We start from the raw sequence: 13,500 nt of genomic DNA, 5'->3' as shown, positions 1-13,500 counted from the left end.
CGGGCATCGACACGGTCTCCGCCACAAGCAGGACTTCCGAACCATCGGAAATGCCGCTAGGCTTCTGCAGGCTGCTTTATTGATGCAGCGAGGGGGCTGAAATCAGTGAGACGTGTAGTTGCGAAGCCTGTTGCGGCGGCAATCGTGGTGTTCGCGCGCGCCATTACCGCGGTTCGCGCTATCTGGCCGAATGACGGCATTCCCCAGGGCCAGTGTGTTTACTTCGCCAATCACTCCAGCCATGGCGATTTCATCCTGGTCTGGGCCGTCCTTCCGCCGAGCTTGAGACGGAAGACACGCCCCGTCGCTGGCGCGGAATATTGGCTGAAGTCATCGATCAACCGCTTCATCGGCTGCAACGTCTTCGACGCAGTTCTTATCGAGCGGGACCGCGACAAGCGCACACGCGATCCGATTGAAGTCATGGCCGAAGTGGTCGATTCCGGAGCGTCGCTGATCCTCTTTCCCGAAGGAACGCGCAACCAGACAGATGCGCCGCTGCTGCCGTTCAAGAGCGGACTGTTCCATCTCGCCTCGACCCGGCCGGACATTCAGCTTGTGCCGGTCTGGATCAACAATCTCAATCGGGTCATGCCAAAAGGCGAGATCGTCCCGATCCCCTTCATCTGCACCGTGACCTTCGGCAACGCCATTCGGATCGAAGCCGGCGAGACCAAGGAAACCTTCCTCGACAGGGCGCGGACGGCGCTGCTTGATCTGTCACCAAAACACCTGGGCGGTAAAGAATGAACGCAGCGAACGCCGACTTGTGGACACTCGTCCTTGGCATCTTCACGCTCCTGATCGTTTCGTCGACCATCGGCTACCTGCTGCAGCGGCGACTGCCGGCCGGCCAGTCGAATGCCGCGATCGAGAACCTGAACGCACGCATCAAGGCGTGGTGGATCATGGCCATCCTGATCGGCCTTGCCTTTCTTGCCGGTCGGATCGGCGTGCTGCTGCTGTTTGGCTTCTGCTCTTTCGCGGCACTACGCGAGTTCATTACGCTGACCGACACCAAACGCGCCGATCACTGGGCGCTCGCAGCCGCCTTCTTCGTCGTCCTGCCGCTGCAGTATTGGCTGTTGTGGGAGAGGCAATACGGCATCTTCTCGATCTTCATTCCGGTCTACGCGTTCCTCTTGATGCCGATCATCTCCGTACTGCGCGGCGATACCGAGCGTTTTCTGATACGCATTGCCGAAGTCCAATGGGCGCTGATGATTTGCGTATTCTGCGCCTCCCACGTTCCGGCGCTGCTGACGCTGACGATCCCCGGCTACGAAGGCCGCAACGTTCTGCTGATCGCTTTCCTGGTGATCATCGTGCAGCTCAGCGACGTGCTCCAATATGTCTGGGGCAAGCTGTTCGGTCGAACAAAAATCGCACCAAGCCTGTCGCCTTCAAAGACCGTGGAGGGCTTTGTCGGGGGCGTCTTGAGCGCGACGTTGATCGGTGCCGCCCTATGGTGGATCACACCTTTCACGCCGCTCCAGGCCGGGGTCATGGCTTTCGTTATCACCATGATGGGCTTTTTCGGCGGCCTCGTCATGTCGGCGATCAAGCGAGATCGCGGCGTCAAGGACTGGGGTCACCTGATCGAAGGGCACGGCGGACTGATTGACCGGCTCGATTCCGTCGTCTTTTCCGCGCCGATCTTCTTTCACATTGTCCGCTACTGGTGGTCGATCACATGATGACGCCGGTCCGTCGGCTGGCCCAGAGCAGTGCGATACATGTGCTTTTCGCATTTGTCGCCATGGGCGGCTGGGCGGTCTTCGCCAACAGCAGCCATCCGCCGCAGCGAGCCCTATTTGCCGGCCTTGTGCAGGGCGCACTCTCGGCCGGCCTCACCTTCTTTCTCAAGACGGTTATCGAGCGGCTCGCAAAACAGTTCAAAGGGCGCGCCGGTCTCTGGGCACCGCCGCTGATCGCATGTCTGGCATCGACTGCCGTGCTGATCTCGATCCATGCGTTGAGCGGCACCCCGGAAATCCTGAAAACCATAGCGGTGCCGCTAACCGTCTCGACGACCTACGCGGCAGTCTACAATTACTTTGTCTACCAAGAGAGGATCGTGGCATGACGGAAACGGGCGATCGCCGGCCGCTGGCAAGCAGAGACACGCAATGGGCAAAGCGCATTGCGAAATGGCTGGCGACACGGTCGGTCACGCCGAACCAAATCTCTCAGGCAAGCATGGTCGCCGCGGCATTGGCCGGCGGCGCGTTCTTCCTTGCGGGACGGGATGACGGGTGGACAAGACCGCTCCTCCTCGTTCTCGCGGCCGCGTTCTGCCAATTGCGGCTGTTGTGCAATCTCTTCGACGGTATGGTTGCCGTTGAGGGCGGCAAGGGCGCGGCGGACGGCCCCTTCTGGAACGAATTCCCCGACCGCGTCGCCGACATCCTGATCCTGGCCGGTGTTGGGTATGGCATCGGATCGCCCGGCCTTGGCTGGGCGGCGGCATCTTTTGCCGTATTGACGGCCTATGTTCGCGAGCTCGGTCGAGCAACCGGGACGCCGAGCGACTTCTCCGGCCCGATGGCAAAACAACACCGAATGGCGACAATCACGGCTGCGACAATCCTCTCGATCCTCGAGCCGTTTTGGAGCGGGCACAATCAGGTTCTACTCGCTGCCCTCTGGCTGATTACGATCGGTGCTGCCTTCACGGCGCTGCGACGGGGCAGAAACGTCGTTCGGAATCTGAAAGGTGGCCACGCGGGCAATTGACGCCCTTCACTCAATCCTCGTCAGGCGTACCGAAAAGCTCGAAAGTGCGCTTTGCAGTCGAGCGCACCAGCAATACAACAACCGCGCCGCTTCTTCTTTTCCCCGAAGCGGCCTTGGACTAGCCTCGCTTCGGCGAGGCATTTTTCTTCCATCGGCATTTATAAGATTTTTATATCCGCGGCCCGCCGCCGATCTCGAACGCTTATGCGGTTCGACCGCATATTAATGTCCGAGAGATCCAAGGATCATCTCCAGCCAGAAAGCATAAAAGGTGCCATCCTGAGGATGGCGCCCTTTGTCTTGTCTGACTCCAGAAGAACAACAGGAGTCACGATCGATGATGGACATAGTTCTACTCGCCACAGGAATCGTATTTTTCGCCCTCTGCTTTGCTTACACCAAAGCCTGCGACCGACTTTAACCGGAGAAGCGCCATGACACTCGACTATATTCTCAGTAGTGCCGTCACCGTGTTCCTCACGGTTTACCTCACCTACGCTCTCATTCGCCCCGAACGCTTCTAGAATCGCGCCTCCTCCCAAGGCGCGACCGGCGAAACAAATCGGGTATTGAAAGTTACCTCCCATGACCCTCAACGGATGGCTTCAGATCCTACTTTACTGCGGGATCATCATTGTGCTCGTCAAACCGCTTGGCGGTTACATGACACGCGTCTTCAATGGCGAACGCACGTTTCTCTCACCCGTCCTCGCTCCGATTGAACGGGGACTTTACGCGCTTGCCGGCACCAGCGAACGTGAAGAGCAGCACTGGACCTCCTATGCGTTTTCCATGCTCGCATTCAACTTGCTTGGCGTGCTCCTGCTCTACGCGCTTATGCGGTTTCAGGCGGTCCTGCCTTTGAATCCCGCAGGCATGGCATCGGTGCCATCGGACCTCTCCTTCAATACGGCGGTCAGCTTCGTCACAAACACCAACTGGCAGAACTACGGCGGCGAAAGCACCATGTCGTATCTGACTCAGATGATGGGGCTCAGCGTCCAAAACTTCCTGTCAGCAGCGACCGGCATTGCGATCGCCATCGCCTTCATCCGAGCCTTCTCGCGTGCATCGGGCAAGGCGATCGGCAACTTCTGGGTCGATATGACCCGTGCGACGCTGTACATTCTCCTGCCGATCTGCATCGTGCTGACGCTGGTCTATGTCTACCTCGGTGTACCGCAGACGTTTGGCCCTTACGTCGACGCGACGACGCTCGAAGGCGCCAAGCAGACGATCGCCCTCGGCCCGGTGGCCTCGCAGCTTGCCATCAAGATGCTCGGCACCAACGGCGGCGGCTTCTTCAACGCCAATTCCGCGCACCCCTTCGAAAACCCGGACGCTGTCTCGAACCTCATTCAGATCGTGACGATCTTTGCGATCGGTGCGGCGCTGACCAACGTCTTCGGTCGAATGGTCGGCAACCAGCGTCAAGGTTGGGCAATCCTCGGCGCCATGGGTATCCTGTTCCTCGCCGGCGTCGTTGTCGTCTACTGGGCGGAAGCTGCAGGCAATCCGCTGATGCACGCCTTCGGCCTGCAAGGCGGCAACATGGAAGGCAAGGAAGTCCGCTTTGGCGTCGCCATGTCCTCGCTCTTTGCGGTGATCACGACGGCTGCCTCCTGCGGTGCCGTTAACGCAATGCATGGCAGCTTTACGGCACTCGGCGGCTTGATCCCCCTCATCAACATGCAGCTTGGCGAAGTCATCGTCGGCGGTGTTGGCGCGGGCTTCTACGGCATCCTGATGTTCATCATCGTCGCTGTCTTCGTGGCGGGCCTGATGGTCGGCCGCACGCCCGAGTACCTTGGCAAGAAAATCGAAGCCAAGGAGATGAAGATGGCCGTGCTTGCCATTCTTTGCCTGCCGCTCGCCATGCTGGTCTTTACCGCGATATCAAGTGTGCTGCCCTCCGCCGTCGCCTCGATCGGCACGGCCGGACCACATGGCTTCTCCGAAATCCTCTACGCCTACACGTCCGGTGCGGCGAACAACGGCTCGGCTTTCGGCGGCCTCACCGGCAACACACCCTGGTACAACATCACGCTCGGCCTCGACATGCTGATGGGCCGCTTCCTGGTGATCATCCCAGCGCTTGCGATTGCCGGCTCGCTGGTCACCAAGAAGACCGTCCCCGCCTCGGCAGGCACGTTCCCGACCGATGGCCCGCTCTTCGTCGGCCTCCTGACGGGCACGATCCTGATCGTCGGCGGACTGACCTTCTTCCCGGCGCTGGCGCTTGGCCCGGTCGTCGAGCACCTGGTCATGATCGCCGGCCAGACCTTTTGAGGTGAAGCAATGATCCTTCGTCACAAGCTTCGCAAATCCTTCAACGCACGTCCCGGTTCGCCGGGACGTGACAGCCAGCGGATGACCCGCGCCTCCGACATCATTCTAGTGATGCTCGCCGGCCTCCTCGTCATCGTCGCGGTATTTCGGATCCTACACGGCTGATCGCAACACGGTCGCCTTACTCTTTTCAAGCTGGAGTCTCTTATGAGCCAGGCAAAATCAGCGAGCATCATGGATTCTCGCATTCTCATTCCGGCCGTGGGCGCCGCCTTCAAGAAGCTGAACCCGCGCACCCTTGCCAAGAACCCCGTCATGTTCGTCGTGGCAACGGTTTCGGCGCTGACCACGATCCTGTTCGTCCGCGATCTCGTCACGGGCGGCGGAAATCTTGGCTTTTCCTTCCAGATCAACCTTTGGCTCTGGTTCACCGTGCTTTTTGCCAACTTCGCCGAAGCCGTTGCCGAAGGCCGCGGCAAGGCGCAGGCGGACTCGCTGCGCAAGGCTCGCACCGAAACCCAGGCAAAACTCCTGACGGCCAACAACGGCACCGGCTACCGCCTCGTTCCGGGCACGAGCCTGAAGGTCGGCGATCTTGTCCTCGTCGAGGCTGGCGACATCATTCCCTCGGACGGTGAAGTCATCGAGGGCGTCGCATCTGTCAACGAGGCCGCGATAACAGGCGAGTCCGCCCCTGTCATCCGCGAGTCCGGCGGCGACCGTTCGGCCGTTACCGGCGGTACGCAGGTTTTGTCCGATTGGATTCGGGTTCGTATCAGCGCGGCTGCGGGGCACACCTTCCTCGACCGCATGATCTCGCTTGTCGAAGGTGCCGAACGTCAGAAGACCCCGAACGAGATCGCCCTCAACATCCTGCTTGCCGGGATGACGCTGATCTTCGTTCTGGCCACCGCGACCATCCCAAGCTTTGCAAGCTATGCCGGTGGCTCGATCCCGATCATTATCCTCGTCGCGCTTTTCGTGACGCTGATTCCCACGACCATAGGCGCGCTTCTGTCGGCGATCGGCATCGCCGGCATGGATCGTCTGGTGCGCTTCAACGTACTTGCCATGTCCGGTCGCGCCGTGGAGGCAGCCGGCGACGTCGACACGCTGCTCCTCGACAAGACCGGCACGATCACGCTCGGCAACCGCCAAGCCACGTCCTTCCGCCCCGTTCACGGCATCTCCGAACAGGACCTTGCCGATGCCGCGCAACTGGCATCGCTCGCCGACGAAACACCGGAAGGCCGCTCGATCGTCGTGCTCGCCAAGGAGAAATACGGCATCCGTGGCCGCGACATGGCCAGCCTGAAGGCCGCTTTCGTGCCCTTCACCGCGCAGACGCGCATGAGCGGCGTGGATGTCGAGGGCTCTTCGATCCGTAAGGGGGCCGTCGATGCCGTACTCGCCTATGTTGGCGCCGCATCGGCACCGGCTTCAGGCAATGCAGCGATCGCCATCCGCACCAACACCGAGACCGTGCGGGAACTGCAGGCAATTGCCGACGAAATCGCCAAGGCAGGCGGCACGCCGCTTTCAGTCGCCCGTGACGGCAAGCTGCTCGGCATCATCCAGCTCAAGGACATCGTCAAGGGCGGTATCCGCGAGCGCTTCGCCGAACTGCGCCGGATGGGTATCCGCACGGTCATGATAACAGGCGATAACCCGATGACGGCAGCAGCAATCGCCGCCGAAGCCGGCGTGGACGATTTCCTGGCGCAGGCGACACCGGAGAACAAGCTCTCGCTGATCCGCGAGGAGCAGGCCAAAGGCAAGCTCGTCGCCATGTGCGGCGACGGCACGAACGACGCCCCTGCCCTCGCCCAGGCCGACGTCGGCGTGGCCATGAATACCGGCACGGTCGCCGCTCGCGAAGCCGGCAACATGGTCGACCTCGACAGCGATCCGACGAAACTCATCGAGATCGTCGAGATCGGCAAGCAGCTGCTGATGACCCGTGGCGCGTTGACGACCTTCTCGATCGCCAATGACATCGCCAAGTATTTTGCCATCATCCCGGCGATGTTCCTGGCCTTCTACCCGCAGCTTGGCGTCCTGAACATCATGGGACTGGCCACGCCACAGAGTGCCATATTGTCGGCCATCATCTTCAACGCGCTAATCATCGTCGCGCTGATCCCGCTCTCCCTGAAGGGCGTGAAATACCGCGCAATCGGCGCCGGCGCGCTCTTGTCCCGCAATCTGCTGATCTACGGTGTCGGCGGTATCATCGTCCCGTTCATCGGCATCAAGGCGATCGACATGGTCATCACAGCCATCGGTCTCGCCTAAGGAGTTGACATCATGTTGAAAGAACTTCGTCCGGCAATAGTAATGATCGTTGCCACCACCGCCATCACCGGACTGCTCTATCCGCTCGCAATGACGGGCGCTGCGCAGGCACTCTTCCCGTCGCAAGCCAATGGCAGCCTGATCGAGAAGGACGGCCACGTGATCGGCTCGACCCTGATCGGCCAGGCCTTCACCGGCGAGAACTACTTCCACGGCCGTCCCTCGGCAGCCGGCGACGGCTACAATGCCGCCAGCTCCAGCGGTTCGAACCTCGGCCCAACCAGTCAGAAGCTCATCGATCGCGTGAAGACTGACTACGAAGCAGCCAAGGCGACCAACCCGAATGTGGAGGTGCCGATCGATCTCGTGACGGCTTCCGGCAGCGGCCTTGATCCGCACATCTCACCCGAAGCCGCCTACTTCCAGATACCGCGCGTCGCCAAGGCGCGCGGCATGGATGAGGCAAAGCTCAAGACGATTGTCGATGCCGCCGTCAATCACCCCGAACTTGGGTTCCTCGGTGAACGCACGGTCAATGTTCTGGCATTGAATCAGTCTCTTGATGCTTCTATCTCTCAGTAAAATTGAAGGCCCCGGGCGTCTGCGCGCACCGGGGCTTGCTCTTCAGAAAGATTGACACGCATGCCGGAAGACAACCGCGACAAGGTTGGAAGGCCCTCGCCCGACGCGCTGCTAGAGAAAGCGCGCCAGGAGACACGTGGCCGTCTGAAGATCTTCCTGGGCGCCGCGCCCGGCGTCGGCAAGACCTACGAGATGCTGGAATCGGGCCGTGCCAAGATGTCCGATGGCGTTGACGTGGTGATCGGCATCGTCGAGACCCACGGGCGCAAGGAAACGCAAGCGCTCGTCAATGGCTTTGAAGTCATTCCGCGCGTCAAGATCGACTACAAGGGCCGCCCGCTTGAGGAGATGGATATCGACGCTATCCTCGCCCGCCAACCGCGCCTCGTCCTCGTCGACGAACTTGCCCATACGAACGCCGAGGGCAGCCGCCATCCGAAGCGCTATCTCGACGTGAAGGAGCTGCTTGACCGCGGCATAGACGTCTATTCGACACTGAACATCCAGCACGTCGAGAGCCTGAACGACGTCGTCTCGCAGATTACCCGCATCCGAGTGCGAGAGACCGTCCCGGATTCGATCATCGATATGGCCGATGACGTCGAGATCATCGACCTGACGCCGGATGATCTGATCAAGCGGCTGCACGACGGAAAGGTCTATGTTCCGAAGACTGCCGAACGGGCTCTGACCAATTATTTCACGCCCGGAAACCTGACTGCGCTGCGCGAACTGGCATTGCGCAAGACCGCGCAGCGTGTCGACGACCAACTCCTGACCCACATGCAGGCGCATGCCATCGCTGGTCCCTGGGCCGCAGGTGAGAGGGTCCTTGTATCGGTTGATCAGCATCCACGCTCGGCCTCGCTGGTACGCTATGCCTCGCGAATGGCCTCGCGACTGCGGGCACCGTGGGCGGCCGTCTATGTCGAGACCGGTCGTTCCATCAATCTGACTGAAACCGACCGTGACACAATTGCGGCCACACTTCGATTGGCCGAACAGCTCGGCGGTGAGGCGATCACCATTCCCGGCCGTGAGGTCTCCGAAGAGCTGGTCCGCCACGCCGCAGCCAACAACGTTACCCACATCGTCATCGGCGCCCCCAACAAGCCGACGTGGCGTGACTGGCTTCACCGCTCCATAGCCGACGATCTGATCCGGACGTCAGGCAATATCAGCGTCCATGTGATTTCCGGCAGCGAGACGGTGGGAACATCCGCGCGCGGCGTCGGAGCCGCACCGTCCGTGCCCGACTTCAACATCCAGCCCTATCTCTCCGCGACAGCCTATGTGGTTGTCGCGCTCATCGCCGGCGTGGTGCTCGATCAGGTTCTTGATGTCCGCAACCTTGCCCTCGTGTTCTTGATGGCGGTGCTAACCTCGGCGGTCATCCACGGGCTGCGCCCAGCGCTCTATACCTGCATCATCAGCGCGCTGTCCTTTAACTTCTTCTTCCTGCCGCCCCGCTACACGCTGACGATCAGCGATCCGGAGAGCGTGCTTGCGTTGTTCTTCTTCCTGGGCGTCGCTGTCATCGCCAGCAACCTGACGGCAACGGTCCAACGCCAGGCGGCTGCTGCCCGGCAGCGTGCCAGGACGACGGAAGACCTCTACCTCTTTTCCAAGAAATTGGCCGGCACCGGCACGCTCGACGACGTTCTCTGGGCCACCGCATTCCAGCTGGCATCGATGCTCAAGGTCCGCGTTGTCCTTCTACTGCCGGAAGAAGGCACCATCGCCGTCAAGGCCGGTTATCCGCCGGATGACACACTCGACGAGGCAGACATTGCCGCCGCCCGTTGGGCCTGGGAGCACAATCACGCCGCAGGCCGTGGCGCCGATACCCTGCCCGGTGCCAAGAGGCTCTATGTACCGCTGCGAACCGGTCGTGCCGCCGTCGGTGTCATCGGCCTGGACAATGACCGACGCGACGGCCCTCTGCTGACCCCCGAGCAGCAACGCCTTCTCGACGCATTGGCCGATCAGGCGGCGCTTGCGATAGAGCGCATTCAACTCGTGGCGGACGTTGACCGCGCCAAGCTGGCTGCCGAGGCCGATCGTCTGCGCTCTGCGCTCCTGACCTCGATCTCGCACGACCTGAAGACGCCGCTCGCGGCCATCCTTGGCGCTGCGGGCACTCTGCGCGATTACCGCGATTCCATGTCGGTTGAAGATCGTCTGGATCTGTTGTCGACCGTCGTCGACGAGTCGGAACGGCTCAACCGCTTTATTGCCAACCTGCTTGACATGACGAAGATCGAGTCCGGTGCAATGGAACCGAACTATGCGCTTCACTACCCGGGTGACATTGCCGGAAGCGCGTTGCGCCGCGCCGAGAAAATTCTCGCGCACCACAAGACCGTCATGACGATTCCTGCAGATCTGCCGATGATCCGCGTCGATCCGGTATTGTTTGAACAGGTGCTGTTCAATTTGCTCGACAATGCGGCCAAGTATGCGCCGCAGGGGTCGTCGATCCGTATCGATGGGCGGGCGGACGAATACAATGTTGTGATTGAGGTTTCAGACGAGGGTCCGGGCATTCCGCCGGCGGACTTGGACCGCGTCTTCGATACATTCTATCGGGTAAGCAAAGGGGACCAGGTTCGCGCGGGAACGGGCCTTGGCCTGTCCATCTGTCGCGGCTTTGTCGAGGCGATGGGCGGCACGATCACGGCCCGAAACCGCTCCGATGGTTCGGGTGCTGTCTTCACCATCCGTCTTCCAAAACCAAACGAGATTCCGAAATTGGATGAGCTAAAATGACCGGTTCAGCCGTAAAAATCCTCGTCGTGGACGACGAGCCTCCAATCCGCAAGCTGCTTCGCGTTGGCCTCACCGCACAAGGCTACGAGGTGCACGAAGCGCCAAACGGCGTGGCGGCGCTGCAGGCAGCGAAGGATGATCCACCGGATCTGATCGTGCTCGACCTTGGCCTGCCGGACAAGTCGGGCCATGAACTGCTTCAGGAATGGAGAGGCGCGGGCCTTGCCTTGCCGATCGTGATCCTTTCCAGCCGGACCGATGAAACCGGCATCGTCAAGGCGCTCGAAGCGGGAGCGGATGACTATCTGACGAAGCCATTCGGCATGAACGAGCTCGGAGCCCGGCTGCGTGTCGCCTTGCGTCATCGCTTGCAGCAGCAGGGTGAGCGGGCGATCTTTCAGGCTGGTGGCCTGTCGATTGACCTCGTCAAGCGCATCGTCAAGATCGACGGCAGGGAAATCAAGCTCTCGCCGAAGGAATACGACATTCTGCGGGTCCTCGCCCAGCACGCAGGAAAGGTCCTCACCCACCAGTTTCTGTTGAAGCAGATCTGGGGGCCCGCTGCCGACGTACAATACCTGCGTGTCTACGTGCGACAGCTGCGCCAAAAGATGGAGCAGAGCCCGGACCAGCCCCAATACATCACGACTGAAACCGGCGTCGGATACAGGCTGAAAGAAGCGGATCCGCCAGCAGCCTGAATCGGCCTATCGGTAAGCGCGCTCCGACAGTGCGCGCATGCCCAATCCGACCATCACTTCATGAGCGATGCGGCGGCGCATCGGATTGTGCAACCGGATCGCCGTCGAACCGAGGAAATCCGTCTCTATGTGATCGAACGCCTTCAGCTCCTGTGAAGTCATGATCGAATGCGAGTAGAATGCGTGGAAAGCGTTGCGGCAGACATAGGTCTTGTATTTCGTCAGGCAGAAAACCGAGAAGCGGCCGGCCTCTTCACGCAGGAAATCGGTCACCCCGACCGTGACCTCCGGCCAGGCGGGATTGAAGGTATCGTCGAAGACGATGATCCCATGCTCCGCAAGCGACCCGGCAGCAAGACGACTGTCGGCCGCGACGTGGTGCAGCATGTGGCCGCCGTCGATACTGAAAAGGCGGACCTTGCCGGCCCTTTCAATGATGTCCTCCGGCCTGAGCAGCGTGCTGTCGCTCTTGACGACGCGCTCTGCATCCACGGAAAGGCCCAGTTGGCGGCCACCCGCCACGAAACGGTCATATTGCGTCGCGCCGTGCTCGGGTTTCAGGATATCGAAGGGATCGATCGCCACGATCTTCTCGGCCTCTCCGCAGATCTTTCGCATCAGGAAGTAGGATCGGCCGTAGTAAACGCCGATCTCGGCCAAGCCACCTTGCAAGGATGCTGATTGCTGTGCCCGCAGAACGGCAAGAAATACCAGCGCGTCAGGCGGATCAATGTATCCTTCAATCGCCTGAAGATCATGGAAGATGAATTTTCTTATCGATGAATTCATTGAACTGTGCTTCCAGATTCATCAACAGAGGCACCGAAGAAGACAATTTCTTGCAGAAATCACGAAGAGAAGTCAATTCTATTTAAAATCATGCGAAAGCAGTATTTATAGATACGCTTGGTTGCAGGAATGATCAAAAGGGGTCTGCTGTTCTATTTAAAAATATTGTCGTGTCGAGCATTGCCGAACAGTCGATCGCGCCTGAAAAGCTTTGCGCGATCAATTTGCTAATGCCATCGTCGACAAAACGAGGCCAGCGTCCCTCCCCCGTTCGTTTCTTTCTTTTTCTTGCCATCGACCTGCCTTAAGTCTTCTCTTCATCCGAAACGAGAATTGAAGGTGGTGCATGGCAGGTGAAACGGTTCTGGTCGTTGGCGGCGCTGGGTATATTGGCTCGCACACGTGTCTCGATCTTGCGAACAAGGGCTTCAAACCGGTCGTTTTCGACAATTTCTCAAACGGTCACCGCGAGTTTGTAAAGTGGGGACCCGCGGAAGAAGGGGATATCAGGGATCGGGCGCGCCTTGACGAGGTCCTGGCAACGCACAAGCCAGCCGCCATCTTGCACTTTGCCGCGCTCATCGAAGTCGGCGAATCGGTCAAAGATCCGGTTGCCTTCTACGAGAACAACGTCATCGGCACACTGACGGTCCTGGCCGCTGCCCAGGCGGCTGGCGTCAAGGCATTCGTCTTCTCGTCGACCTGCGCGACCTATGGCTTGCCGCAGAGCGTGCCGCTCGACGAGACGCATCGTCAGGTGCCGATCAATCCGTACGGCCGCACGAAGTACATCGTCGAGCAGGCGCTTGCCGACTACGACAAGTACACGGGCTTCCGATCGGTCGTGCTTCGCTATTTCAACGCTGCCGGGGCCGATTTCGAAGGCAGGATCGGCGAGTGGCACCAGCCGGAAACGCACGCCATACCGTTGGCGATCGACGCCGCCCTTGGCCGCCGCGAAGGCTTCAAGGTGTTCGGAACCGACTACGAGACGCGCGACGGCACCTGCGTCCGCGATTACATCCACGTCCTCGACCTCGCCGATGCCCATGTCCGCGCCGTCGAGCATCTGTTGCGCGGCGGCGAGTCGGTTGCTCTCAACCTCGGCACCGGCACCGGGACGACCGTGAAGGAGTTACTCGGCACCATCGAGCGCGTCTCCGAGCGTCCGTTTCCTGTGGAATATGCCGGCCGCCGAGAAGGCGACTCGCACACGCTGGTTGCCAACAACGACAAGGCGCGGGAGATTCTCGGTTGGACGCCGCAGTATGATTTGTCTCAGATCATCCGATCGGCGTGGAACTGGCACGCAAAATCAAACCAACACTAAAATGCAACC

At 60.3% G+C, this 13,500-nt stretch carries 13 protein-coding genes; 12 read left to right on the top strand and 1 reads right to left on the bottom strand.

The annotated features are described in order from the left end of the window. Positions 1–105: 105 nt before the first annotated feature. The 11 genes from RHIBUN_RS0100570 to RHIBUN_RS0100520 all read left to right on the top strand — a co-directional run bounded on the left by RHIBUN_RS0100570 (position 106) and on the right by RHIBUN_RS0100520 (position 11,372). Entirely contained in the window at positions 106–750 is a 645-nt protein-coding gene (locus RHIBUN_RS0100570; RefSeq protein ID WP_025657986.1) for a lysophospholipid acyltransferase family protein, read from the top strand. Next, positions 747–1,697, top strand: coding sequence for a phosphatidate cytidylyltransferase (locus RHIBUN_RS0100565; protein ID WP_018855973.1), 951 nt, complete (start codon positions 747–749; stop codon positions 1,695–1,697). The genes RHIBUN_RS0100570 and RHIBUN_RS0100565 overlap by 4 nt, the downstream gene beginning before the upstream one ends. Continuing rightward, on the top strand, positions 1,694–2,086 hold the full coding sequence (locus tag RHIBUN_RS0100560) for a hypothetical protein (protein WP_025657985.1): 393 nt from the start codon (positions 1,694–1,696) through the stop codon (positions 2,084–2,086). The genes RHIBUN_RS0100565 and RHIBUN_RS0100560 overlap by 4 nt, the downstream gene beginning before the upstream one ends. Continuing rightward, positions 2,083–2,736 (top strand): CDP-alcohol phosphatidyltransferase family protein, encoded by a 654-nt coding sequence (locus RHIBUN_RS0100555; RefSeq protein WP_025657984.1) that lies wholly within the window; start codon positions 2,083–2,085, stop codon positions 2,734–2,736. The genes RHIBUN_RS0100560 and RHIBUN_RS0100555 overlap by 4 nt, the downstream gene beginning before the upstream one ends. Before the next feature lie 434 nt (positions 2,737–3,170). After that, positions 3,171–3,260 (top strand): K(+)-transporting ATPase subunit F, encoded by a 90-nt coding sequence (gene kdpF, locus RHIBUN_RS32980; protein ID WP_037214584.1) that lies wholly within the window; start codon positions 3,171–3,173, stop codon positions 3,258–3,260. A 61-nt stretch (positions 3,261–3,321) separates the two neighbouring features. Beyond that, complete coding sequence (gene kdpA / locus RHIBUN_RS0100545; RefSeq protein WP_025657983.1) at positions 3,322–5,025, top strand: potassium-transporting ATPase subunit KdpA; 1,704 nt, start codon at positions 3,322–3,324, stop codon at positions 5,023–5,025. 9 nt (positions 5,026–5,034) lie between these two features. Beyond that, on the top strand, positions 5,035–5,190 hold the full coding sequence (locus RHIBUN_RS36710) for a hypothetical protein (RefSeq protein ID WP_183754971.1): 156 nt from the start codon (positions 5,035–5,037) through the stop codon (positions 5,188–5,190). A 42-nt stretch (positions 5,191–5,232) separates the two neighbouring features. Beyond that, positions 5,233–7,320 carry a potassium-transporting ATPase subunit KdpB gene (kdpB, locus tag RHIBUN_RS0100535; protein WP_025657982.1) on the top strand — a complete coding sequence of 696 codons (2,088 nt, stop codon included), beginning with the start codon at positions 5,233–5,235 and terminating at the stop codon, positions 7,318–7,320. A 12-nt stretch (positions 7,321–7,332) separates the two neighbouring features. Then, a complete protein-coding gene (gene kdpC / locus RHIBUN_RS0100530; RefSeq protein ID WP_025657981.1) occupies positions 7,333–7,902 on the top strand; it encodes a potassium-transporting ATPase subunit KdpC in 570 nt (189 codons plus the stop codon). Positions 7,903–7,962: 60 nt separating this feature from the next. Beyond that, a complete protein-coding gene (locus RHIBUN_RS0100525; RefSeq protein WP_025657980.1) occupies positions 7,963–10,671 on the top strand; it encodes a sensor histidine kinase KdpD in 2,709 nt (902 codons plus the stop codon). Further along, positions 10,668–11,372 (top strand): response regulator transcription factor, encoded by a 705-nt coding sequence (locus RHIBUN_RS0100520; protein WP_025657979.1) that lies wholly within the window; start codon positions 10,668–10,670, stop codon positions 11,370–11,372. The genes RHIBUN_RS0100525 and RHIBUN_RS0100520 overlap by 4 nt, the downstream gene beginning before the upstream one ends. A 6-nt stretch (positions 11,373–11,378) precedes the next feature. Here the strand turns inward: RHIBUN_RS0100520 and RHIBUN_RS0100515 are convergent, their stop codons facing one another. Further along, on the bottom strand, positions 11,379–12,161 hold the full coding sequence (locus RHIBUN_RS0100515; RefSeq protein WP_025657978.1) for a class I SAM-dependent methyltransferase: 783 nt from the start codon (positions 12,159–12,161) through the stop codon (positions 11,379–11,381). Between the two features lie 346 nt (positions 12,162–12,507). Between RHIBUN_RS0100515 and galE the strand changes: the two genes are divergently transcribed. Next, the gene (gene galE / locus RHIBUN_RS0100510) at positions 12,508–13,491 is read left to right on the top strand and encodes a UDP-glucose 4-epimerase GalE (protein WP_025657977.1); all 984 of its coding nucleotides are present in this window, start codon (positions 12,508–12,510) and stop codon (positions 13,489–13,491) included. Positions 13,492–13,500: the final 9 nt, after the last annotated feature.

This window comes from Rhizobium sp. IBUN (assembly GCF_000510625.1).
Taxonomy (GTDB): Bacteria; Pseudomonadota; Alphaproteobacteria; order Rhizobiales; family Rhizobiaceae; genus Rhizobium; species Rhizobium altiplani.
This window is presented reverse-complemented; position numbering and strand designations above follow the sequence as displayed.